Annotated in this window: 26 protein-coding genes, 1 tRNA gene, 2 pseudogenes and 1 other annotated feature; of the genes and pseudogenes, 22 read left to right on the top strand and 7 right to left on the bottom strand. The window is 38.4% G+C overall.

Features of this window, described 5'->3' with window-relative positions; translation table 11 throughout:
• Nucleotides 1-32: 32 nt before the first annotated feature.
• Complete coding sequence (locus tag D8845_RS01465) at nt 33-968, bottom strand: DHH family phosphoesterase (RefSeq protein ID WP_125452223.1); 936 nt, start codon at nt 966-968, stop codon at nt 33-35.
• Between the two features lie 103 nt (nt 969-1071).
• Here D8845_RS01465 and D8845_RS01460 point away from each other — a divergent pair, with 103 nt between their 5' ends.
• The 9 genes and pseudogenes from D8845_RS01460 to D8845_RS01420 form a co-directional block, all read left to right on the top strand.
• Nucleotides 1072-1515, top strand: a complete 444-nt coding sequence (locus D8845_RS01460; RefSeq protein WP_001162125.1) for a flavodoxin — start codon at nt 1072-1074, stop codon at nt 1513-1515.
• Nucleotides 1516-1630: 115 nt separating this feature from the next.
• Nucleotides 1631-1897: a chorismate mutase gene (locus D8845_RS01455; RefSeq protein ID WP_125452222.1), complete on the top strand. Its 267-nt coding sequence runs from the start codon at nt 1631-1633 to the stop codon at nt 1895-1897.
• Nucleotides 1894-2268: a fluoride efflux transporter CrcB gene (gene crcB, locus D8845_RS01450; RefSeq protein ID WP_125452221.1), complete on the top strand. Its 375-nt coding sequence runs from the start codon at nt 1894-1896 to the stop codon at nt 2266-2268. The genes D8845_RS01455 and crcB (D8845_RS01450) overlap by 4 nt, the downstream gene beginning before the upstream one ends.
• Complete coding sequence (gene crcB / locus D8845_RS01445; RefSeq protein WP_125452220.1) at nt 2262-2591, top strand: fluoride efflux transporter CrcB; 330 nt, start codon at nt 2262-2264, stop codon at nt 2589-2591. The genes crcB (D8845_RS01450) and crcB (D8845_RS01445) overlap by 7 nt, the downstream gene beginning before the upstream one ends.
• A 118-nt stretch (nt 2592-2709) precedes the next feature.
• Nucleotides 2710-3057: a 50S ribosomal protein L19 gene (gene rplS, locus D8845_RS01440; RefSeq protein WP_001068669.1), complete on the top strand. Its 348-nt coding sequence runs from the start codon at nt 2710-2712 to the stop codon at nt 3055-3057.
• Between the two features lie 42 nt (nt 3058-3099).
• Nucleotides 3100-3171: transfer RNA gene (locus D8845_RS01435), tRNA-Arg, on the top strand.
• Between the two features lie 618 nt (nt 3172-3789).
• Nucleotides 3790-4656: a helix-turn-helix domain-containing protein gene (locus D8845_RS01430; RefSeq protein ID WP_125452219.1), complete on the top strand. Its 867-nt coding sequence runs from the start codon at nt 3790-3792 to the stop codon at nt 4654-4656.
• 234 nt (nt 4657-4890) lie between these two features.
• Nucleotides 4891-5448 (top strand): CYTH domain-containing protein, encoded by a 558-nt coding sequence (locus tag D8845_RS01425; protein WP_061423856.1) that lies wholly within the window; start codon nt 4891-4893, stop codon nt 5446-5448.
• A gap of 233 nt (nt 5449-5681) precedes the next feature.
• Nucleotides 5682-6299 (top strand): annotated as a pseudogene (locus D8845_RS01420) (helical hairpin domain-containing protein); the annotation flags it as partial.
• Between the two features lie 43 nt (nt 6300-6342).
• On the opposite strand, the gene D8845_RS01415 reads toward D8845_RS01420, so the two are convergent.
• On the bottom strand, nt 6343-7191 hold the full coding sequence (locus D8845_RS01415; protein WP_045612578.1) for a helix-turn-helix domain-containing protein: 849 nt from the start codon (nt 7189-7191) through the stop codon (nt 6343-6345).
• Nucleotides 7192-7359: 168 nt separating this feature from the next.
• Here D8845_RS01415 and D8845_RS01410 point away from each other — a divergent pair, with 168 nt between their 5' ends.
• Entirely contained in the window at nt 7360-7599 is a 240-nt protein-coding gene (locus D8845_RS01410; RefSeq protein WP_260467923.1) for a hypothetical protein, read from the top strand.
• Nucleotides 7589-8803, top strand: coding sequence for an MFS transporter (locus D8845_RS01405; protein WP_125452218.1), 1215 nt, complete (start codon nt 7589-7591; stop codon nt 8801-8803). Before D8845_RS01410 ends, D8845_RS01405 begins: the two co-directional genes overlap by 11 nt.
• A gap of 233 nt (nt 8804-9036) precedes the next feature.
• Here the strand turns inward: D8845_RS01405 and yidA are convergent, their stop codons facing one another.
• Together yidA and D8845_RS01395 are read right to left on the bottom strand one after the other, a co-directional pair.
• Nucleotides 9037-9843 (bottom strand): sugar-phosphatase, encoded by an 807-nt coding sequence (gene yidA, locus D8845_RS01400; RefSeq protein ID WP_125452217.1) that lies wholly within the window; start codon nt 9841-9843, stop codon nt 9037-9039.
• 12 nt (nt 9844-9855) lie between these two features.
• Nucleotides 9856-11160, bottom strand: coding sequence for an HD domain-containing protein (locus D8845_RS01395; RefSeq protein ID WP_060628102.1), 1305 nt, complete (start codon nt 11158-11160; stop codon nt 9856-9858).
• Between the two features lie 71 nt (nt 11161-11231).
• Between D8845_RS01395 and D8845_RS01390 the strand changes: the two genes are divergently transcribed.
• Complete coding sequence (locus tag D8845_RS01390; protein ID WP_125452216.1) at nt 11232-11609, top strand: DUF1934 domain-containing protein; 378 nt, start codon at nt 11232-11234, stop codon at nt 11607-11609.
• A 24-nt stretch (nt 11610-11633) separates the two neighbouring features.
• Here the strand turns inward: D8845_RS01390 and D8845_RS01385 are convergent, their stop codons facing one another.
• The gene (locus tag D8845_RS01385; protein WP_125452215.1) at nt 11634-12716 is read right to left on the bottom strand and encodes a DEAD/DEAH box helicase; all 1083 of its coding nucleotides are present in this window, start codon (nt 12714-12716) and stop codon (nt 11634-11636) included.
• On the bottom strand, nt 12713-13690 hold the full coding sequence (locus D8845_RS01380) for a Gfo/Idh/MocA family protein (protein ID WP_125452214.1): 978 nt from the start codon (nt 13688-13690) through the stop codon (nt 12713-12715). The genes D8845_RS01385 and D8845_RS01380 overlap by 4 nt, the downstream gene beginning before the upstream one ends.
• Before the next feature lie 141 nt (nt 13691-13831).
• Between D8845_RS01380 and D8845_RS01375 the strand changes: the two genes are divergently transcribed.
• From D8845_RS01375 to rpmA, 4 genes are all read left to right on the top strand, one after another.
• Complete coding sequence (locus tag D8845_RS01375) at nt 13832-14530, top strand: YoaK family protein (RefSeq protein WP_125452213.1); 699 nt, start codon at nt 13832-13834, stop codon at nt 14528-14530.
• Nucleotides 14531-14594: 64 nt separating this feature from the next.
• Nucleotides 14595-14682: a sequence feature (ribosomal protein L21 leader region), on the top strand.
• A gap of 36 nt (nt 14683-14718) precedes the next feature.
• Nucleotides 14719-15033, top strand: coding sequence for a 50S ribosomal protein L21 (gene rplU / locus D8845_RS01370; RefSeq protein WP_000109141.1), 315 nt, complete (start codon nt 14719-14721; stop codon nt 15031-15033).
• 15 nt (nt 15034-15048) lie between these two features.
• Nucleotides 15049-15393 (top strand): ribosomal-processing cysteine protease Prp, encoded by a 345-nt coding sequence (locus D8845_RS01365; protein WP_000613699.1) that lies wholly within the window; start codon nt 15049-15051, stop codon nt 15391-15393.
• A 16-nt stretch (nt 15394-15409) separates the two neighbouring features.
• Entirely contained in the window at nt 15410-15703 is a 294-nt protein-coding gene (gene rpmA, locus D8845_RS01360) for a 50S ribosomal protein L27 (RefSeq protein ID WP_000916509.1), read from the top strand.
• A 291-nt stretch (nt 15704-15994) separates the two neighbouring features.
• Here rpmA and D8845_RS10395 read toward each other — a convergent pair.
• A pseudogene (locus tag D8845_RS10395) lies at nt 15995-16069 on the bottom strand (AraC family transcriptional regulator); the annotation flags it as partial.
• Between D8845_RS10395 and D8845_RS01355 the strand changes: the two are divergent.
• From D8845_RS01355 to proC, 6 genes are all read left to right on the top strand, one after another.
• The gene (locus D8845_RS01355) at nt 16062-16970 is read left to right on the top strand and encodes a LysR family transcriptional regulator (protein ID WP_125452212.1); all 909 of its coding nucleotides are present in this window, start codon (nt 16062-16064) and stop codon (nt 16968-16970) included. The pseudogene D8845_RS10395 and the gene D8845_RS01355 overlap by 8 nt on opposite strands.
• Nucleotides 16967-17428: a signal peptidase II gene (gene lspA, locus D8845_RS01350; RefSeq protein WP_125452211.1), complete on the top strand. Its 462-nt coding sequence runs from the start codon at nt 16967-16969 to the stop codon at nt 17426-17428. The genes D8845_RS01355 and lspA overlap by 4 nt, the downstream gene beginning before the upstream one ends.
• Nucleotides 17418-18308: an RluA family pseudouridine synthase gene (locus D8845_RS01345; protein WP_125452210.1), complete on the top strand. Its 891-nt coding sequence runs from the start codon at nt 17418-17420 to the stop codon at nt 18306-18308. Before lspA ends, D8845_RS01345 begins: the two co-directional genes overlap by 11 nt.
• Before the next feature lie 109 nt (nt 18309-18417).
• On the top strand, nt 18418-19527 hold the full coding sequence (gene proB, locus D8845_RS01340; RefSeq protein WP_221762776.1) for a glutamate 5-kinase: 1110 nt from the start codon (nt 18418-18420) through the stop codon (nt 19525-19527).
• A gap of 9 nt (nt 19528-19536) precedes the next feature.
• Entirely contained in the window at nt 19537-20799 is a 1263-nt protein-coding gene (locus D8845_RS01335; RefSeq protein ID WP_125452208.1) for a glutamate-5-semialdehyde dehydrogenase, read from the top strand.
• Nucleotides 20800-20802: 3 nt separating this feature from the next.
• Entirely contained in the window at nt 20803-21600 is a 798-nt protein-coding gene (gene proC / locus D8845_RS01330) for a pyrroline-5-carboxylate reductase (protein ID WP_125452207.1), read from the top strand.
• Nucleotides 21601-21674: the final 74 nt, after the last annotated feature.

Below are 21674 nucleotides of genomic sequence, written 5' to 3'. Positions count from 1 at the left end.
ATCAGATTCTGAAAAGTTTGGCAAGTATTTTATCAGTTTTTAAGCAAGTTTTTTAACTTTTGGTAGATGATTTCGTTTTCTTCTAGGCTATAGGAATTAGCACCACTTGCTAAAGGATGGCCTCCACCATCATGTTCCTTGGCGATTTCATTGATAGGATGGATTTTACTGCGTAAGCGAACTCGGTAGTGGCCATCAGCCTGCTCCACAAAAATCCCCCAGAGACTCACACTGTCAATACGTCCAGGTGCACCGACAATGGCTGCAGTTTCAGCATCGGTAACATTGAATTGTTTTAAGATTTTCTGACTCAGGGTAACGCGAGCAGCACCATTTTCATCCACTTCCAGATGGTCGTAGATGTAGCCTTGAAGTTTTGCAATTTTGTAGCTCATAGTGTCCATTTTGCGGGTGAGAGCCGCAAAGTCAAAGTTATGTTCTCTCAAATAAGCAGCAAGGCGAAGAGTCCGTGCAGTCGTAGAAGGATAAAGGAAGCGACCTGTATCACCAACAATTCCTGCAAAGAGCAACTCAGCAGCACGATCTGATAAGGCCAGTTGGGTTGTTTGGGCAAATAGGGTAATCATCTCACTAGCGCTACTTGAACTAGTATCGACCCAAGACAGGTCACCGTATACATCATCATTTGGATGGTGGTCAATCTTAATGAGAAAATCACCTTGACGATAGCGCTTATCATCGATACGAGCAGTATTGGCCGTATCACAGACGATGACAAGTGCCCCTTGGTAGACACTATCTTCAACAAGATCCATTTCAGCCATCCAAGTAAGAGTTGGTTCATCAAAACCAACTGCTTTGATAGTTTTTTCTGGGAAATGATGTTTGAGAAGAGCTTTCAATCCCACCTGACTTCCCAAGGCATCAGGGTCTGGTTTCATATGACGATGAATGATAATCGTGTCGTATTCTTTGATTTTTTCTAAAATTTGATGGCAAATTTCCATAAATAACCTCAATTCTTTCTCATTTCATTGTAGCACAAGAATTTTTATTTTTAAAATGAAAAAGATGTGATATAATGGAGAAAGATAAATTGAGGAGGACGATATGGCATTAGCAAAAATTGTATTTGCCAGTATGACCGGTAATACCGAAGAAATTGCAGATATTGTAGCAGACAAATTACGTGACTTGGGCTTGGATGTCGATGTTGATGAATGTACAACTGTTGACGCTTCAGACTTTTTGGAAGCAGACATCGCTATCGTTGCGACCTATACTTATGGTGATGGTGAATTGCCAGATGAGATGATGGACTTCTACGAAGACCTAGCAGATCTCAACTTGAATGGCAAAATCTACGGAGTGGTCGGCTCAGGAGATACCTTCTACGATGAATTCTGTAAGGCTGTTGATGACTTTGACCGCGTTTTTGTAGCGACAGGGGCAGAAAAAGGTTCAGAGTGTGTCAAAGTTGATCTCTCTGCTGAGGAAGAAGACATTGAACGCTTGGAACAATTCGCAGAAGAATTGGCTGCTAAAGTAGGATAAGCATAAAACTGCGCTGATGTAATCAATCAGTGCATTTTTCTTATCGTGACTTGGGATTTTACTAGCCTATTTGGTGGCTTTTTGATACAATAATTCAAATAAAGGAGGAGACTGTATGGATTTAGATAGTATTCGTCAAGAAATTGATCAAATAGACGACCAAATTGTCAAACTGTTAGAAGAAAGAATGCAATTGGTTGAAGGGGTTGTTGCTTATAAGAAAGCATCAGGGAAACCGATTTTAGATACCAAGAGAGAAGAAGTTATTTTTGAAAAGGTTAGAAGTCGTGTAGAGGACAAGCGCTATCAGGAGACTATTGTCGCGACTTTTTCGGACATACTCAAACGTTCGCGTGATTATCAGGATCAAAATATCAAATGAAAAAAGAACAATTTTATCCGCTAGGAATTTTTCTAGCTACTATGTTGGGCGGACTTGTCCGCTACCTAGTTTCCACTTGGTTGCCAGTCAGTCCAGACTTTCCTTGGGGCACCCTTCTTGTTAACTATCTAGGCATTTTCTGCTTGGTGTATCTTGTCAAGGGTTATCTAGTCTATAAGGGGACTAGTAAGGGCTTGGTTTTAGCACTAGGTACAGGTTTTTGCGGAGGTCTAACAACCTTTTCTAGTCTCATGCTTGATGCTGTGAAACTGCTTGATACAGGGCGTTATCTTAGTTTGATCCTGTATTTGCTTTTGAGCATTGGTGGTGGCCTGCTCTTGGCCTATTGTCTAGGGAGGAAGAAATGGTAATGGTCTATCTTGCAATTGCTTGTGGTTTCGGAGCTTTAGTGCGCTATTTATTTTCCCGCTATAATCAATCTTCTAAATTGCCACTTGGAACGTTAATAGCTAATCTTTTGGGTTGTTTTTTGATTGGATTATTCTACAATCATGTGGAGTCTAAGGAAGTTTATGCTATTTTAGCGACGGGTTTTTGTGGAGGTTTAACGACTTTTTCGACCTTGAATGACGAACTCCAAAGACTGTTAAGCGATAAGAAGGTTTTTTACGTTTACCTGACTTTGACCTACCTAGGTGGTTTGGTTGCGATTTTTTTAGGAATTCTGCTATAAATTTCTTTACTTTTTTGTGGAAATTTGGTAAACTGTATCTTGTGTGTAATGGACGCACAAAAATACAGTTTATCCGCTGAGGAAGATTCCTCAAGATTGACAAAGATAGGAGAATAAAATGAATCCATTAATCCAAAGCTTGACTGAAGGTCAACTTCGTACAGATATCCCATCATTCCGTCCTGGTGACACTGTTCGTGTACACGCGAAAGTTGTCGAAGGTAACCGTGAACGTATCCAGATTTTTGAAGGTGTTGTTATCGCGCGTAAAGGTGCTGGCATCTCAGAAAACTACACAGTTCGTAAAATCTCTAACGGTGTAGGTGTTGAGCGTATCTTCCCAATCCACACTCCACGTGTTGAAAAAATCGAAGTTGTACGTTACGGTAAAGTACGTCGTGCGAAATTGTACTACTTGCGTGCTCTTCAAGGTAAAGCAGCTCGTATCAAAGAAATCCGTCGTTAATTCGACTAAAAAACTCTGCTCATTCAGCAGAGTTTTTATCTAGCTCCCTTAGTTCAATGGATATAACAACTCCCTCCTAAGGAGTAGTTGCAGGTTCGATTCCTGCAGGGGGCATTTTTAAAAATAATTTAGTATTTTTTGTCTTTTTTGACCAAATTTTGAGCAAAAGTTATATTTTGATCAATGAGTACAGATAAAGTGGATCAGCAAAGTAACTTTGACATCTATTAGTTAAAAAATAAGGACTTCCTTTGTTAGAATGTCCTTATTTTTATTATGGAATTGGACAAATGAGGTTAAGTCTCAGATCTATGAACTCAGAAAGTAAGTACAAAGCTTTAAACAGCTTTCAAAAAGATTTGGTGTGGATTTTTCGGGCTAAGGTATGTGACAAAATGAATTGATTGTTATGAAATAGAGAGCCTAAAAAATGGGGAAAATCGTTATTATTCCCCTGAATTTGCTATGTTGTAAAAGATTATTTCTGGTCTGTTAAATATATTAATAACAAAATTTAAACATTATAGTCTAATATCTAATCCATTTAAAGTGAATAAGTTTATCAATCGTTTGAGTAAGAAAATTTCAAAAGAAGAAGGGATAGGTTTTCAAAAATAACCTATCTAGTCATTGTTTATATATAATTTGTATCTTTTGGTTTATTAATTTGTATTTAAAATTTAATCATGTTACAATTGAAATTGAAATCGAATAGAAAAGGAAAATGCAAACGTGGGCACACTATTAGCAACAAGATTAAAAAATAGACGAAAAGAATTAAAAATGTCTCAGCGAGAATTGGCTGAGGGGATATGTAAACAGGGACAGATTAGTCGATTAGAGAATGGAGAATTTACTCCAGGAGCAGAATTTTTATATGCTCTGTCTAAGAAGTTAAAAGTTAGTATAGATTATTTTTTTAATGAGCATATTGGAGAGGAGATTGATGAGCTATCAGAGTTTAAGAAGTTAGCCCAGACATTTATCACAAATCGAAATTATGAGTCTTTGAAATATATATTTGAATTAGAGAGTGTAAAGGTACATCGCTTGTCTCTAGTAAATAAATTTTATATGGAGTGGATAAAATCTCTTATAGATTTTTATTTCTATGGGCAAAAAGAGGAGGCTGTGGCAAGATTGGAGAAGGTACTGTCTCAGTTAAATGTAACTGACCTGTTCTACCTTCAAGTTTCAAATACTCTATTTAATTTTTATTATGATATTGAAGATTTAGAGAGTTTTAATGAAATTAGAGAAAAGTTAGAGTGTCAAGTAAATCAACTCAAGTTAAACACAATCGAAGAATTAAACCTTTCTATTAAATTTAATTATAATGTTTGTCGCTACCTATGGTTGCAGAATAATACTGAAGAAGCTATTACTAAAATCACAGATACGATAAAGCAATGTAAGACGTATAGAACAACGTATCTTTTGGCTGATTTGTATTTATTGATGGGAAATGTCAGTAAGAATTTTTCTTCTAAAGTTGCAGTAAAAGAGTACTTTGAAACGGCTTATTTCCTTTATAAGCTTGAGGGAAATATGTCAATGGCTCTTAAAATCGAGCATTATATTGCAGATATAACAGAATAGTAAAGACGATGTTCAATTAAGCATCGCTTTTTTAATCCAAAAAGATACAAATATATATTTAATGAAAATAAATAAAAAAATGTTATCAAAATCCTTGACAGCATTATATTGAAGTGCTAAAATGAGTGCAAGAAAATATTAGGCTTTTTGTCCATAAAACATCTACAGAAACTTACTATAGATTGAGTTAATGTAAAAAGACTTCAGCCTTTGAAGAATTGAGAGGTAAACTTAATGAATGAATTAGAAGTTAGATTTGAACTCAACGATGAGAGAGATTATAATAATGCTATTTCATATTTAGAAAAATCTTATAAATTTAAGAGTGAAAATAAGCAAGTTGATGAATATTTTAAAATAAAAGGAAGAGAATTTGAAAATGATGAGGTAGGTAGCTTTATCTACAGAATTCGTCAAGAAGATGATAATAGAGCAAGTATTTTCACAAGAAAAGATACGATAAAACAAGGAATGTGGAGTGAAAGTGAAATAGAGTTAGAATCTGAAAAATTAGAATTTGTAAGAAATATCTTGCAAGATGGTTTTTCAAATATTTTCACAATAAGTAAATATAGAAAGACTTATCATGACGCATTAGAAAATAAAACGATTAATCTAGATAAGATTGATGGTCTTGGATTTTATCTTGAAATAGAGATTCTAGGAGATTTTTCAAAAGAAGATTATAATAATTTTTATGAGAAAATGTGCGGAGAGTTCTCGTTTTTAAATTCAAAAATAGAAACAAAGGGCTATGTCCAATTAATGAGAGAAAAAAATGGACGTAATTGAAATTATCAAATAGTCTTGTTGGGATTGTTTACTCAATTGCTGGATTTGGAAGTTTGATAGCAGTAACCTTTCTTTCTACTTTTTTGAATAAGAAGGATGCCTTTATCTTGATGAATGTATCAATGGCAACCATTCCACTTGTCATTATGGCAAGTGGGATGGTAGAAAATTATGTGACTATTAGTCCGTCTCGCTCCGTTAGGTGCGAGACAAATAAACCACCCGTTAGACGGGTGGTCATGATTCCCAATTATCAATTAGATATTCTGGAAGAAGAGAATCAAACAAAATATAAAATCTTTATACGTGAGACAACTTCATACTTTGTATATAACAAAGAACATTCGGATAAGAATCAGTATGTCAAAGGACGAACATTGATAAGACAGCTAACCAACGATAGTCGAGTAATACCATACAGAAGATCTACAGTTAAGAGTCTACAGGAAAAGATTACTGAGATTAACCTCTTCATTGAATTAACTGAAGTAGATAAGAAATACCAAGACATTAAAGACGAGTTAGTAAAAGAAATAGCAGAGATAGATATAAAACTAAATCAAATTAATGAAAAAATCGCCAACTTAAATAAGATGGCGGAAGTGCTTATCAATTTGAAGAGTGAGGATGTGAGCAGTCGAAAGCTTGCAAGATATGACTTTTCAAAATTAAATTTGGCAGAATCAATTACAGTAGAACAAGTAACCGAATAAATAAGAGTGTTTCAAGAGGAGTTGGATCATTATCTTTATGAGTATGAGGAATTAGAAAAAAATCTAGAAATGTTTGTAAAAGTACTGAATGATAAGGATTTTGATAAAAAATTTAGTACAGAAATACTATTGGAATAACAATAATTAATCCTATGGTGGTTAAAGATTAACTATCCTTGTGTCATTGATTAATATATTTGTCATAGTGCTCTTGGTACTGTGCTTTTATATTGTGTTCTCCTAGAATTTCAAATACCTGAAGTGCTTGTTTCATCTTTTCGATTCCGTTCGCAGGATTACGCTTAAATTCAAAATAGCCACACGTATATAAGAAGACGGTTTGTTCATAATAGTTTAATTCATTGTTTAATAATTTTTTTACTTCTTTGATAAGAAAACTACAATTTTGAAATTCTTCTTTATCAACACTAACAATTAGGCAATTGATTGCTAATTGTGTAACAAGCCGTTTATTTGTCTTATTTAATGTTGAATAGATATAATTTTTTAACATTTCTATAGTTAATAGGAAGTAGGAGTTATATTTAATTGTTCTTACACAGTTACCTAATAGGATAATTTCATAGTAACCCCAGTTTTCAACTTTAAAAAGATAATCTGTTAGCTGTAATAACTCCTCGTCCGAGGGGAGAAAATTTTTATTTGTTGTATAGAGAATCGATTTTACCATTGTCTTTTCATAAGGACCCAAGTTATAACTTGAAGAGTTTGATAGTAATTCAATAATACTATCAAAATTTTTTGTGGAGTAGTGTTTTCGAATATATTGCACCAAGTTAGCGAATGATCCAGTTCTAGTAGAATTATTGTCATGAAGAATAATAAATTCATCCAAAGTTATATGTAATTTATCTAAAATATTGATTAGTCGAATACAAGAGATTTCTGATTCTCCCCGTTCAAATCTAGAAATTTGAGATTTAGATAAATTACTATCAGCAATTGAACATAAACTGATTTGCTTTCCTTTTCGAATTTTTCTGAGTGTTATACCAAGTTTTGATTTCATATTTCCCATTTTCCCAACAAAATTTCAAAGGTTTTTTATTTATTATACAATAAATAAAAAATAAAGGGAGGTTCAGTATGAAAAAACTTTTAAAATTTACATGAATATTGTTATTGATTATGGATATTATCATTATAGTCGGAGGTTGAATCTTACCTGTACAGGTAAGTGTTTAGTTATAACTTAACACTTATTTTGGATTATTATGAAATAGATGGTACTTGTTATCTTGATTTTAGAGTATCTGGCGAGGATGTATATTTCATTGAGTTAGTAACTATGTATGGTTTAAGTGAAAATAGTGCGGTACCAACTCTTGCAAAGAGGTTTGGAATAAGTCTTACCGATTTAATAAAAAGTGATATTCATCGTGGTTTAACTAGAAAGAAGGGACATTTTGGATATTAACAAGAAAACGTTTTATACAATAACTTTTGGTGAATTTATATCAAATATTGGAGATAGATTTCAGAAAATTGCTTTTCCAATCTTAATTTACCAAGAATTTCATTCGTCTTTTGCAATGGGAGGAATGGTGATTATTGAATTGCTACCTCAATTCTTCTTGGGATTTGTTATGGGTTACTTATTAGACAATTTCAATAAGAAAAAAATACTATTATGGTCTACATTAATACCGGCATTATTATGTAGTGTAATACCGATATTATCTAAATATTCAGTTTCTATATTTTTTTACTATGTTATTGCATTTTTGATACCTTTATTTTCGACACTTTTTCAAACAGGATTCTCAGTCATTACTCCTGCCTTATTTGAGAAGGAAGAATTGCAAAAATATAATTCTCAGTTTCAAGGTGTCCGGACTATTTCAAAATTAATTTCTCCAGCTATAGCAGGGGTACTAATGTTAAAGTTTAATATTAATAGCATTTTTTTTATTAATAGTGCTTCTTTCTTGTTATTATTTCTTTCAATACTAATTTCATATATTCCAGATCAAGAACACAAGGAGAATGGTAATGATGATATAAAAGAAATTTTTGTAGGTTTTAAAGAGAACTTTACAAATATTAAGTTGAGGATTTCTTTACTCTTTACTATTGTTGTGAATATCGCTATGCTAGGCTTCAATGCAACGATTATTTATTATTTACAGGATCAATTAAAATTATCAAATAGTCTTGTTGGGATTGTTTACTCAATTGCTGGATTTGGAAGTTTGATAGCAGTTACCTTTCTTTCTACTTTTTTGAATAAGAAGGATGCTTTTATATTGATGAATATATCAATGGCAACCATCCCACTTGTCATTATGGCGAGTGGAATAGTAGAAAATTGGATATTTTTTGGAATTTGTTATTCAATTTTGAGCGGATTAATTACAATAGCTTCTGTTTCGATTACAACAATACAGCAGCAAGAAAGTACTGTGTATAATATTGGAAAGATACTTTCTAGTTCTTTTGTAATAGCTACCATTTTTGCTCCTTTTGGAGGGATACTGGCTGCTTATTTTAATTGGCTTTTAAACCCGAGATTAAGTCTAGTTATTTTGGGATTACTAAGTAGTTTATTGGTTATTCTTATAAAGAGTTATGAAAAAAAGCTAACTAAGAAAAGAACTGCAACATTTATAAAGGAAGATTAGTGGATCAATTATCACTTAAAAAATAATATTAATTCGTATTAAAATAAAAAATTGAAAATGGTTTTACATAATGTACTACCTAATTCAGATTTAATAATTATTGAGGGGATAGAACTAGAAACTAAAAATACTGAATATTAAACTGCCCCCAAAAGTAAGATTTTTCTGTCTAACTTTTGGGGGCAGTACATTATCTCTAACTTCTGGAGTGCTTTTTCTACATTCAAATTATTTTACAGTACCCAAGTACGAATAGCATGGGCTACGCCAGAATCGTCATTTGTTTTGGTGATGTATTTGGCGATTTTTTTGAGTTCTGGATTTCCATTTTCCATAACAACGGGATTTCCAACGACTTTCAGCATGGCACGGTCATTTTCCTCGTCACCGATCGCCATGGTTTCATCTGTGGTCAATCCGAGTTTTTCAGCTAGGTGAGTAATGGCTGAACCCTTGTCTACATTCTTTTTAAGAAGCTCAAGGTAGAAAGGAGCAGATTTGTTGATAGAGTAGCGTTCGTAAAATTCGGCTGGTATCTTTTCAATCGCAGCATCGAGAATTTCTGGTTCATCAATAAACATACATTTGACGATTTCCTTGTCAGCCATTTCTTCAGGAGTGCGGTAGAAAATAGGCATGCTGACGAGGGTTGATTCGTGCACCGTGTATTTTCCGATATTGCGATTGGCTGTGTAGATACCGTCCTTAGTAATAGCGTGCATGTGAACACCGAGCTTACGACCGAGGAATTCCATATCCAGATAATCCTCATAGGTCAAGGATTCGCTGATAATCTCATGGCCAGTAGCAGTTTCTTGGACAAGGGCTCCGTTGAAGGTTACAACATAGTCACCCTCGTCTCTCAACTGCAAGTCGTCTAGAAGTTTGGCAACACCTGCGATAGGGCGGCCAGTTGCAATGACGACTTTGACACCAGCTTCTTTGGCGTCTTGGATGGCAGAAAAGACTTGAGGAGTGATTTCCTTCTTACTGTTGACTAGGGTACCATCGATATCGACGGCGATTAGTTTAATACTCATAAAATTCCTCTTCTAGTTTTTATTTGGGGTAAAATGATCGTTCTCAATCAAGTGTAAAAATTGCTGGGTGATACTTGCGAAGATACTATTTTGATCTAACATTTCTTTTGGGAAATAGAAACGATTATCTCCGTGACGACTACCAGCAAGGGACTGGACGATAGGAGACAGGCTAGAGAGTTCGGCCAGTTCTCCATTTTTTTGTAAAATCTCAATCTGTGTCCGTGGATTTTCAGATTCGGGACGATAGATATCATAAGGGAGGTCAAAGTTCTTATGAATAGCAGTATAGTAGTCTGGATCAAAGCCGATGTCCTCAACCAATTTTCTCAGGCTAGCGAGTTGGTCTTGGTCCTCTTGTGAAAAGGTAATGGATTTAAAGACCTTGCGGTTGACAAAGCGTTGCGACAGGTCTGCAAGAATCTTGTCAGGACTGGTTATCCAGAGCTGGAAGTAGGTATTCATCACACCATCATCCAGAGCCAGATAGTCAGACAAGGTCACATTTTTTTCAAAGAAAGGCAGGAGGTGTGGGGAAGTTCGTGCAAAGAAGTCCTTATCTTCTGGATAAAGTTCCTTAGCCCGTTTGAGAAGGTTTTGAAGGAGGACCTCCATGGCGCGTGTTGCTGGGTGGAAATAGACCTGCATATACATCTGGTAACGACTGAGTACGTAGTCTTCGATGGCGTGCATGCCATTGCGCTGAAAGGCAATACCGTTTTCGACAGGACGAATGACTCGGAGGATGCGAGTCAGGTCAAATTCCCCATAAGAAGCTCCTGTAAAATAGGAGTCGCGCAAGAGATAGTCCATGCGGTCTGCATCAATCTGACTAGAAATGAGTTGCACAACCTGCTTGTTAGGGTAGGTATGGTCGATGACACTGGCAACCTTTTCTGGAAAATCTGGCGCCACTTGTAGCAGAACTTGGTGAATCTCCGTTTCAGGACTTTGGATAATTTCCTGAGTAATGGCTTCATGGTCTGTATCAAAGAGATGTTCAAAAGTATGGGAGTAGGCACCATGCCCAAGGTCATGTAGGAGAGCAGCGGTCATGGTCAAGAGAGACTCGGCAGGATTCCATTCCTCAGGATATTTTTCTTCAAAAATCTCTGTAATGCGACGAGCAATCTCATAGACTCCAAGACAATGGGAGAAGCGACTGTGTTCTCCACCGTGGAAGGTATAACTGGAAGTTCCCAGTTGTTTGATACGACGCAAACGCTGAAATTCTTTTGTATTAATCAAGTCATAGATGATTTGATTATTGACATGGATGTAGTTGTGAACTGGGTCACGGAATACTTTTTCGTTCATATGACCATTATAGCAAAATCCTGCTCTTTTTGGTAAAATAGTAGGACAAGAGAGAAGAAAGAGGACCTGATGTGAAGATTCGGATGCGAAATACCATTCAGTTTGATGAGCAGTTGGAAGTGATTGACCAGCTTTATGATGTAGAGTTAAGAGAAAAGGGCGATTATAGCTATTTGCTTTTCTACAATGAGGAAAAGGAAAAAGTAGTGATTAAATTCCATGGTCAAGAACTGGTGATGAGCCGTTTTTCCAATCCCAAGACCATTATGCGTTTTTTGAAGGATAGTGATAGTTTAGCCTATATTCCTACACCTATGGGCATGCAGGAATTTATCATTCAAACGAGTCGCTATGAAGTGGATGGACAAAAGATTTATTTAGACTATCAACTACAAAATCAAGAGGGACACCTCTTTGCCAGCTATCAATTAGAAATTACTTGGGGATAAGAAAAAGGTTGGCGAGAGCCAACCTTATTTGATATAGAGTTCTTGATTTTTTAGGACAATCTCACGGACATTTGAGAATTTTTTGAGTTTTTTAAGTTCTTCTGGATGAGTAATGAGAGTGATAACATAACCTTCTTTGCCCATACGGCCAGTACGGCCAGCACGGTGAGTGTAGGTTTCCATATCTCTTGGGACGTCAAAGTTTATGACACATTCTAGGCTATCGATATCAATCCCACGAGCTAGAAGGTCAGTTGCAAGAAGCAGGGTTAGTTGCTTGTCTTTAAACTTTTCTAAGATGACTTTTCTAAATTTGACATTGACATCACTAGCGAGGGAAACAGCCAGGATATCCCGATATTGTAGTTTTTCTTCTGCGCTTCCAAGGTCTGATAGGCTGTTAAAGAAGACCAGACCGCGGAAATCCTCAACATGAGCTAGTTTTCGTAGCATATCCACTCGGTGACGTTGATCTACCTGCATATAGAAATGTTGGATGTTGTCCAATTTTTGGTCAGAAAGATCAATGGTACGTGTGTTAGGCGCAATCTTTTCTTGGTCAAACTTGGTCGTCGCACTCATGTAGACGAGTTGGTGGTCACGCGGTGCGTAGTGAGTGATTTTCTCGACAAAGTGAATCTGAGAATCATCTAGCAATTGGTCGAATTCATCCAGGATGATGGTTTCCACATTCATCATCTTGATTTTTTTCAATTTAATTAGTTCAAAGATACGGCCAGGAGTTCCAATGAGAATTTCTGGTCCCTTTTTAAGGCGTTCAATCTGGCGTTTCTGACTTGAGCCTGATAGGAAGAGCTGAGCAGTCAAGCCGATAGCTTCAGCCCACGTTTTACATACATCAAAAATCTGTCCAGCAAGCTCAGTATTTGGTGCTAAAATCAATAGTTGTTGGGCTTTTTTCTTTTGTAGTCTTAGAAGACTTGGTAGAAGGTAAGCTAGGGTCTTACCAGTTCCTGTTGGGCTCACTCCTAGGAGGTTTTCTCCAGCAAGAAGGGGCTCAAATAGTTGAGTTTGAATGGGGGTGAATTCTTGGAAACCGAGTTGGTCACTCAGTTCTTGCCATTCAGTCGGTAGTTTGTTTTTCATTTTTCTGCCTCAAATCTAATGCCAGCAGTCTGGCGCATAGTATATAGTAGCTCATGAACTGAACTTGCATCTTCCAGCCAAGTTTGGTAGAGATTCAGATCTGGTTGCTGGATCATGTGTGCAAATGCAGCAACTTCCTCAGTCATCGTATGAGGAGCCTGTTGGATAGGGAGTTGGACTTGATTGCCTTGATGGTCGGTAAAAATAGCCGAGCGAACATGCTCAATTGAGTTGAGCGTCAGGGTTCCATCTGTCGTATAAATCTCGCAAGGGAGATTGGAAGTGATGTTTTTCCCGGCCTTGATATGAACTTGAAAGTCTGGGTAGAAGAGGATTCCATCTCCATTTAAGTCAATGCTATTGTTAAGCTGTTGAGCCTGATAGGTCGCATCCTTAGCTTTTCCAAAGAGATGAACGGCAGCGTAGAGAGGATAAATCCCCAAATCCATAAGCGCTCCACCAGCAAAACGGTCTGAAAAGACATTTGGTATCTGTCCAGTCAACAAGTTAGGCATTTTGGAAGAATACTTGGCATAGTTGAAATCTGCTCCCAAAATTTGTTTGTCAGCTAAAAAGTTTTTGATGATAGTGAAAGCTTTTTCATGGTAATTGCGAGCTGCTTCGAATATAAAACAGTGATTTTTCTCAGCTGTATGTCTCAAATCTAGCCATTCTAGTGGCTGAGTGACAGCTGGCTTTTCAAGAATGACGTGTTTGCCAGCAGACAAGGCAGCTTTTGCCTGAGCAAAATGCAAGGAATTTGGACTGGCAATATAGACCACATCAAAGGAGCTCTTGAAGAAGTCCTCTACTTGATCAAAGAGTTGGATATCCTGATAGCGAGAAGCAAAGGTTGCCGCAGTTTCTAGTTTTCTAGAATAGACTGCGACCAGCTTGTATTCTCCACTGGTATGGGCTGCTTCTATGAAGTGGTGGCTGATAGCTCCTGTTCCGATGACACCTAATTTAAGCATAGTTACTCCTTTTCCGATTTCAAATCCTTCTTTCATTATAACATAGATAGACGGGACTATCCAACAGAGGGGAAAAAATTTCAAATAAGCTACTAGGTCTTTTCCAAAGAAAGTGGTACAATAATGAGATGAGTAAATGAAATGGGAGGGAAAATGAGGTTATTACCTATAAGAAAAATATCACGTCAGTCTAAGAGGCTAGCGCTTTTTTTGACTTTTTGTGCAGGTTATGTAGATGCTTATACGTTTATTGTGCGAGGGAATACTCTTGTAGCTGGACAAACTGGGAATGTCGTCTTTCTTTCAGTAGAATTAATTCAAAATAATGTTTCAGATGTTAGGGATAAGGTTCTCACCTTGTTAGCTTTTATGATGGGGGTCTTTCTATTAACAATTTATAAGGAAAAATTGAGAATTGTGAAAAAGCCAATTTTGTCATTGCTTCCTTTAGCAATCTTATCAATCATTATTGGTTTTGTGCCGCAGACTGTGGATAATATCTATCTAGTACCGCCCTTGGCATTCTGTATGGGATTGGTGACAACTGCTTTTGGAGAAGTGTCGGGTATTGCCTATAATAACGCTTTTATGACAGGGAATATCAAACGGACCATGCTGGCTTTTGGAGATTATTTCCGAACCAAGCACACACCTTTTTTGCGTGAAGGATTCATCTTTGTTAGCCTGCTTAGTAGTTTTGTCCTTGGCGTTGTCTTTTCAGCCTATTTGACGATTTTCTATCATGAAAAGACCATTCTTGGTGTTCCTATTATGATGAGTATTTTTTACCTCAGCATGCTTTTTGCCAAGTGGCGGGAAAAAGTAAAAGAAAAAGCTTGATTTTAGGTGTTATTACTTGTAAGAAAATAGGAGATATGTTATACTTGAAGAGTTGACTATGCACGATCCTGTGCAACCGCACGAACATCGTTGCTTGATTATTCAAGTTTAAGTGGTTCGTCCCACGATGCTAGGCGAGTCTTCACAAAAAATTCGGGGAAACCCATAAAAATCATAGGAGGTGCATAATGAGCACATACGCAATTATCAAAACTGGCGGAAAACAAGTTAAAGTTGAAGTTGGTCAAGCAGTTTACGTTGAAAAATTGAACGTTGAAGCTGGTCAAGAAGTTACTTTTAACGAAGTTGTTCTTGTTGGTGGTGAAAACACTGTTGTCGGAACTCCACTTGTTGCTGGAGCTACTGTAGTTGGAACTGTTGAAAAACAAGGAAAACAAAAGAAAGTTGTTACTTACAAGTACAAACCTAAAAAAGGTAGCCACCGTAAACAAGGTCACCGTCAACCATATACAAAAGTTGTCATCAACGCAATCAACGCTTAATTTTAAGGAGAACACATGATACAAGCAGTCTTTGAGAGAGCCGAAGATGGCGAGCTGAGGAGTGCGGAAATTACTGGACACGCCGAGAGTGGCGAATACGGCTTAGATGTCGTGTGTGCATCGGTTTCTACGCTTGCCATTAACTTTATCAATTCTATTGAGAAATTTGCAGGCTATGAACCAATCCTAGAATTAAACGAAGATGAAGGTGGCTATCTGATGGTTGAGATTCCAAAAGATCTTCCTTCACACCAGAGAGAAATGACCCAGTTATTCTTTGAATCATTTTTCTTAGGTATGGCAAACTTATCGGAGAACTCTTCTGAGTTCGTCCAAACCAGAGTTATCACAGAAAACTAACACGGAGGAAAACATTATGTTAAAAATGACTCTTAACAACTTGCAACTTTTCGCCCACAAAAAAGGTGGAGGTTCTACATCAAACGGACGTGATTCACAAGCGAAACGTCTTGGAGCTAAAGCAGCTGACGGACAAACTGTAACAGGTGGATCAATCCTTTACCGTCAACGTGGTACACACATCTACCCAGGTGTAAACGTTGGACGTGGTGGAGACGATACTTTGTTCGCTAAAGTTGAGGGCGTAGTACGCTTTGAACGTAAAGGACGCGATAAAAAGCAGGTTTCTGTTTACCCAATCGCTAAATAAAAAGGTCCAGTGAACCTTTTTATCCCGAGCCTTGAAATGTAAAGGCGAGGAAGCTAGAAATAGCATTAAATAAGGCTTTCCGAGTTTTCGGAGAGCCTATTTTTTTTTATTTTGATACCCACGCTGATACCCATATTATGGAAATTGAATTTGCATCATATTATAAACGGTAGATCAAAAAGATTTGCTGTTTTTATTTGTTTGAAATAAAATAAGGACTGAAAAAAGACATTATTCTAATTCTTGTCTTGGAATGTTAGCGTATTTGTTTAGACTTGAAAAGTTCCAGACTTTTTTCCTTTTTGGAAAACTTCTAAAATATGGTATAATGAAAAGATAAAGAAGTTGGGGGTAGAAGATGAACATTCAACAATTACGCTACGTTGTGGCTATTGCCAATAGTGGTACTTTTCGTGAAGCTGCTGAAAAGATGTATGTTAGTCAGCCGAGTCTGTCTATTTCTGTTCGTGATTTGGAAAAAGAGTTGGGTTTTAAGATTTTCCGTCGGACCAGCTCAGGGACTTTCTTGACTCGTCGTGGTATGGAATTTTACGAAAAAGCGCAAGAATTGGTTAAAGGATTTGATATTTTTCAAAATCAGTATGCCAACCCTGAGGAAGAAAAAGATGAATTTTCCATTGCCAGTCAGCACTATGACTTCTTGCCACCAACTATTACTGCCTTTTCAGAGCGCTATCCTGATTATAAGAACTTCCGTATTTTTGAATCGACTACTGTCCAAATCTTAGATGAAGTAGCGCAAGGTCACAGTGAGATTGGGATTATCTACCTCAACAATCAAAATAAAAAAGGGATCATGCAACGAGTTGAAAAGTTAGGCCTTGAGGTCATTGAATTGATTCCCTTCCATACCCATATTTATCTTCGTGAGGGGCATCCTTTGGCTCAGAAAGAGGAATTGGTCATGGAGGATTTAGCGGATCTACCAACGGTTCGTTTCACTCAAGAGAAAGACGAGTACCTTTATTATTCAGAGAACTTTGTCGATACCAGTGCGAGTTCACAGATGTTTAATGTGACAGACCGTGCTACCTTGAATGGTATTTTAGAGCGGACGGACGCCTATGCGACAGGTTCCGGATTTTTAGATAGTGATAGTGTCAATGGCATTACAGTTATTCGTCTCAAGGATAATTTGGATAATCACATGGTCTATGTTAAACGTGAAGAAGTGGAGCTCAGTCAAGCTGGGACTCTCTTTGTAGAAGTCATGCAAGAATATTTTAATCAGAAGAGGAAATCATGAAAAAAAGAGGAATAGTGGCAGTCATTGTATTGCTTTTGATTGCGCTGGATCAGTTAGTTAAATCCTATATCGTCCAGCAGATTCCACTGGGTGAAGTACGCTCTTGGATTCCTAATTTCGTTAGTTTGACCTACCTGCAAAATCGAGGGGCAGCCTTTTCGATGCTACAAGACCAGCAGTGGTTATTTGCTATCATTACACTGGTCGTTATGGTAGGTGCCATTTGGTATCTACATAAACACATGGAGGATTCATTCTGGATGGTCTTGGGTTTGACCTTGATTATTGCAGGTGGTCTTGGAAACTTTATTGACAGGGTGAGTCAGGGCTTTGTTGTGGATATGTTTCACCTTGACTTTATCAATTTTGCAATTTTCAATGTGGCAGATAGCTATCTGACGGTTGGAGTGATTATTTTATTGACTGCAATGCTAAAAGAGGAAATAAATGGAAATTAAAATTGAAACTGGTGGCCTGCGTTTGGATAAGGCTTTGTCGGATTTGACAGAATTATCACGCAGTCTCGCGAATGAACAAATCAAATCAGGCCAGGTCTTGGTCAATGGCCAAGTCAAGAAAGCTAAATACACAGTTCAAGAGGGTGATATCGTCACTTACCATGTACCAGAGCCGGAGGTCTTAGAGTATGTGGCTGAGAATCTTCCGCTAGATATCATCTACCAAGATGAGGATGTGGCCGTCGTTAACAAGCCTCAGGGAATGGTTGTGCATCCGAGTGCTGGTCATACTAGTGGGACCCTGGTAAATGCCCTTATGTATCATATTAAGGACTTGTCGGGTATCAATGGTGTTCTGCGTCCAGGAATTGTTCACCGTATTGATAAGGATACGTCAGGTCTTCTTATGATTGCTAAAAATGATGAGGCGCATCTAGCACTTGCCCAAGAACTGAAGGATAAAAAGTCTCTTCGTAAATATTGGGCGATTGTTCATGGAAATCTACCAAATGATCGTGGTGTGATTGAAGCACCGATTGGCCGTAGTGAAAAAGACCGTAAGAAACAGGCTGTGACTGCGAAAGGTAAGCCAGCAGTGACGCGTTTTCACGTTTTGGAACGCTTTGGCGATTATAGCTTAGTGGAGTTGCAACTGGAGACAGGGCGCACTCATCAAATCCGTGTTCACATGGCTTATATTGGTCATCCAGTCACTGGGGATGAAGTCTATGGTCCTCGCAAGACTTTGAAAGGACATGGACAATTTCTTCATGCCAAGACGCTAGGATTTACCCATCCGAGAACAGGTGAGACCTTGGAATTTACAGCAGATATCCCAGAGATTTTTAAGGAAACACTGGAGAGATTGAGAAAGAATTAGATTTGATAAAAGGTTGAGATAACTTGTCTCGACCTTTTTCCTATCAACTCTTTTCTATTTCCTGCCATTCATGTTATAATGGATAAATATGAAGAATCGGAGTGAGACTATGAAATACAAACGGATTGTCTTTAAGGTGGGGACTTCTTCTCTGACGAATGAGGATGGAAGTTTATCACGTAGTAAGGTAAAGGCTATTACCCAGCAGTTAGCTATGTTGCACGAGGCTGGTCATGAGTTGACTTTGGTGTCGTCGGGAGCCATTGCTGCCGGTTTTGGAGCCTTAGGATTTAAAAAGCGTCCGACTAAGATTGCTGATAAACAGGCTTCAGCAGCGGTAGGGCAAGGGCTTTTGTTGGAAGAATACACGACCAATCTTCTCTTGCGCCAAATCGTTTCTGCACAAATTTTGCTGACCCAGGATGACTTTGTGGATAAGCGCCGTTATAAAAATGCCCATCAGGCTTTGTCGGTTCTACTTAGCCGTGGAGCGATTCCTATCATCAACGAGAATGACAGTGTCGTCATTGATGAGCTCAAGGTCGGGGACAATGACACTCTAAGTGCCCAGGTAGCGGCCATGGTCCAAGCAGACCTTTTGGTCCTCTTGACAGATGTAGACGGCCTCTATACAGGAAATCCTAATTCAGATTCAAGAGCCAAACGCTTGGAGAAAATCGAGACTATCAATCGTGAGATTATTGATATGGCCGGTGGAGCAGGTTCGTCTAATGGTACAGGTGGCATGTTAACTAAAATCAAAGCTGCAACTATCGCGACGGAATCAGGAGTTCCTGTTTATATCTGCTCATCCTTGAAGTCAGATGCCATGATTGAAGCAGCTGAGGAAACCGAGGATGGTTCCTACTTTGTTGCTCAAGAGAAGGGACTTCGTACCCAGAAACAATGGCTGGCCTTTTATGCTCAGAGTCAAGGTTCTATTTGGGTTGATAAAGGGGCTGCAGAAGCTCTCTCTCAACATGGCAAGAGTCTCCTTTTATCTGGTGTTGTTGAAGCAGAAGGCGCCTTTTCTTACGGTGATATTGTGACAGTATTTGACAAGGAAAGTGGAAAATCACTTGGAAAAGGACGCGTGCAATTTGGGGCATCTGCTTTGGAGGATATGTTGCGTTCTCAAAAAGCCAAGGGTGTCCTGATTCACCGTGATGACTGGATTTCCATTACTCCTGAAATCCAACTACTCTTTACAGAATTTTAGAGGTAAACTATGGTAAGTACACAAGAACAATTTGAACAGGTACAGGCTGTTAAAAAATCGATCAACACAGCTAGTGAAGAGGTGAAAAACCAAGCCTTGTTAGCCATGGCTAATCACTTATTAGTAGCTACTGAGGAGATTTTAGCGGCCAATGCCCTCGATATGGAAGAGGCCAAGGGTAAAATCTCAGATGTGATGCTGGATCGTCTTTATTTGGATGCAGGACGTATAGAAGCAATGGCAACTGGGATTCGTGAAGTGGTTGCTTTACCAGATCCAATCGGTGAAGTTTTAGAAACCAATCATCTTGAAAATGGCTTAGTGATCACCAAGAAACGTGTAGCTATGGGAGTTATTGGTATTATCTATGAAAGCCGTCCAAATGTGACGTCTGATGCGGCTGCTTTGGCTCTCAAGAGTGGGAATGCGGTTGTTCTTCGTAGTGGTAAGGATGCCTATCAAACAGCTCATGCTATTGTTACAGCCTTGAAGAAGGGCATAGAGACAACTACTATTCACCCAGATGTGATTCAACTGGTGGAAGATACCAGCCGTGAAAGTAGCTATGCCATGATGAAGGCCAAGGGCTATCTAGACCTTCTTATTCCTCGTGGAGGAGCTGGTTTGATCAATGCAGTGGTTGAGAATGCTATCGTACCTGTTATCGAGACAGGAACTGGGATTGTCCATGTTTATGTCGATAAGGATGCGGATGAAGATAAGGCTTTATCTATTATCAACAATGCCAAAACCAGTCGTCCTTCTGTCTGCAATGCCATGGAGGTTTTGCTGGTTCATGAAGCCAAGGCAACAAGCTTCCTTCCTCGCTTGGAGCAAGTGCTAGTTGCAGATCGCAAAGAAGCTGGACAGGAATCAATTGAATTCCGACTTGATAGCAAAGCAAGTCAGTTTGTTTCTGGTCAAGTAGCTGAGGCTCAAGACTTTGACACCGAGTTTTTGGACTATGTCCTAGCTGTTAAAGTTGTGAGTAGTTTAGAAGAAGCGGTTGCGCACATTGAAGCTCACAGTACCCATCATTCGGATGCGATTGTGACGGAAAATGCTGAAGCTGCAACTTACTTTACAGATCAAGTGGACTCTGCAGCTGTCTATGTCAATGCTTCAACTCGTTTTACCGATGGTGGTCAATTTGGTCTTGGATGTGAAATGGGGATTTCTACTCAGAAATTGCACGCGCGTGGTCCAATGGGCTTGAAGGAGTTGACTAGCTACAAGTATGTGGTTACTGGTGACGGACAGATAAGGGAGTAAGAGATGAAGATTGGATTTATCGGTTTGGGGAATATGGGGGCTAGTTTGGCCAAGGCTGTTTTGCAGGCCAAGACGGGTGCTCAGATTCTCCTTGCCAATCGTAGTCAAGCTAAGGTAGATGCTTTCATTGCAGACTTTGGTGGTCAGGCTTCCAGCAATGAAGAAATTTTTGCAGAAGCAGATGTGATTTTTCTAGGAGTAAAGCCAGCCCAGTTTTCTGAATTGCTTGCTCAATACCAGACCATCCTTGAAAAAAGAGAAAGTCTTCTTTTGATTTCCATGGCAGCTGGATTGACTTTAGAAAAACTAGCTAGTCTTCTTCCAAATCAACACAGAATTATTCGTATGATGCCAAATACCCCTGCTTCTATCGGTCAAGGAGTGATTAGTTATGCCTTGTCTCCTAATTGCAGGGTTGAGGACAGTGATCTCTTTTGTCAGCTTTTAACCAAGGCTGGACTCTTGGTTGAACTTGGGGAAGGCTTAATAGACGCAGCGACAGGTCTTGCAGGTTGTGGACCAGCCTTTGTCTATCTCTTTATTGAGGCTTTGGCAGATGCGGGTGTTCAGACAGGATTGCCACGAGAAATAGCAATGAAAATGGCGGCTCAAACTGTGGTAGGAGCTGGGCAATTGGTCCTAGAAACCCAAGAGCATCCTGGGGTCTTGAAAGACCAAGTTTGTAGCCCAGGCGGTTCGACTATCGCTGGTGTAGCAAGTCTAGAAGCGCATGCTTTTCGAGGAACAGTCATGGATGCAGTTCATCAAGCCTACAAACGAACACAAGAATTAGGTAAATAAGAGGTGGCTTTGTCTGCCTCTTTTATGGTGGTTGATACGAGAAGACAAAAAGATTGTCACAAACCCCTATTTTT

It is taken from the genome of Streptococcus mitis, assembly GCF_003942865.1.
Taxonomy (GTDB): domain Bacteria; phylum Bacillota; class Bacilli; order Lactobacillales; family Streptococcaceae; genus Streptococcus; species Streptococcus mitis_BI.
The sequence above is the reverse complement of the archived record's forward strand: the minus strand, read 5'-3'. Positions and strand labels throughout refer to the sequence as shown.

What these genes read in the sequence shown, in the direction of transcription:
- D8845_RS01465 (WP_125452223.1), bottom strand. Translation starts at nt 968, where the DNA reads ATGGAAATTTGCCATCAAATTTTAGAAAAAATCAAAGAATACGACACG.
- D8845_RS01460 (WP_001162125.1), top strand. Translation starts at nt 1,072, where the DNA reads ATGGCATTAGCAAAAATTGTATTTGCCAGTATGACCGGTAATACCGAA.
- D8845_RS01455 (WP_125452222.1), top strand. Translation starts at nt 1,631, where the DNA reads ATGGATTTAGATAGTATTCGTCAAGAAATTGATCAAATAGACGACCAA.
- crcB (WP_125452221.1), top strand. Translation starts at nt 1,894, where the DNA reads ATGAAAAAAGAACAATTTTATCCGCTAGGAATTTTTCTAGCTACTATG.
- crcB (WP_125452220.1), top strand. Translation starts at nt 2,262, where the DNA reads ATGGTAATGGTCTATCTTGCAATTGCTTGTGGTTTCGGAGCTTTAGTG.
- rplS (WP_001068669.1), top strand. Translation starts at nt 2,710, where the DNA reads ATGAATCCATTAATCCAAAGCTTGACTGAAGGTCAACTTCGTACAGAT.
- D8845_RS01425 (WP_061423856.1), top strand. Translation starts at nt 4,891, where the DNA reads ATGAATGAATTAGAAGTTAGATTTGAACTCAACGATGAGAGAGATTAT.
- D8845_RS01415 (WP_045612578.1), bottom strand. Translation starts at nt 7,191, where the DNA reads ATGAAATCAAAACTTGGTATAACACTCAGAAAAATTCGAAAAGGAAAG.
- yidA (WP_125452217.1), bottom strand. Translation starts at nt 9,843, where the DNA reads ATGAGTATTAAACTAATCGCCGTCGATATCGATGGTACCCTAGTCAAC.
- D8845_RS01395 (WP_060628102.1), bottom strand. Translation starts at nt 11,160, where the DNA reads ATGAACGAAAAAGTATTCCGTGACCCAGTTCACAACTACATCCATGTC.
- D8845_RS01385 (WP_125452215.1), bottom strand. Translation starts at nt 12,716, where the DNA reads ATGAAAAACAAACTACCGACTGAATGGCAAGAACTGAGTGACCAACTC.
- D8845_RS01380 (WP_125452214.1), bottom strand. Translation starts at nt 13,690, where the DNA reads ATGCTTAAATTAGGTGTCATCGGAACAGGAGCTATCAGCCACCACTTC.
- D8845_RS01375 (WP_125452213.1), top strand. Translation starts at nt 13,832, where the DNA reads ATGGGAGGGAAAATGAGGTTATTACCTATAAGAAAAATATCACGTCAG.
- rplU (WP_000109141.1), top strand. Translation starts at nt 14,719, where the DNA reads ATGAGCACATACGCAATTATCAAAACTGGCGGAAAACAAGTTAAAGTT.
- D8845_RS01365 (WP_000613699.1), top strand. Translation starts at nt 15,049, where the DNA reads ATGATACAAGCAGTCTTTGAGAGAGCCGAAGATGGCGAGCTGAGGAGT.
- rpmA (WP_000916509.1), top strand. Translation starts at nt 15,410, where the DNA reads ATGTTAAAAATGACTCTTAACAACTTGCAACTTTTCGCCCACAAAAAA.
- D8845_RS01355 (WP_125452212.1), top strand. Translation starts at nt 16,062, where the DNA reads ATGAACATTCAACAATTACGCTACGTTGTGGCTATTGCCAATAGTGGT.
- lspA (WP_125452211.1), top strand. Translation starts at nt 16,967, where the DNA reads ATGAAAAAAAGAGGAATAGTGGCAGTCATTGTATTGCTTTTGATTGCG.
- D8845_RS01345 (WP_125452210.1), top strand. Translation starts at nt 17,418, where the DNA reads ATGGAAATTAAAATTGAAACTGGTGGCCTGCGTTTGGATAAGGCTTTG.
- proB (WP_221762776.1), top strand. Translation starts at nt 18,418, where the DNA reads ATGAAATACAAACGGATTGTCTTTAAGGTGGGGACTTCTTCTCTGACG.
- D8845_RS01335 (WP_125452208.1), top strand. Translation starts at nt 19,537, where the DNA reads ATGGTAAGTACACAAGAACAATTTGAACAGGTACAGGCTGTTAAAAAA.
- proC (WP_125452207.1), top strand. Translation starts at nt 20,803, where the DNA reads ATGAAGATTGGATTTATCGGTTTGGGGAATATGGGGGCTAGTTTGGCC.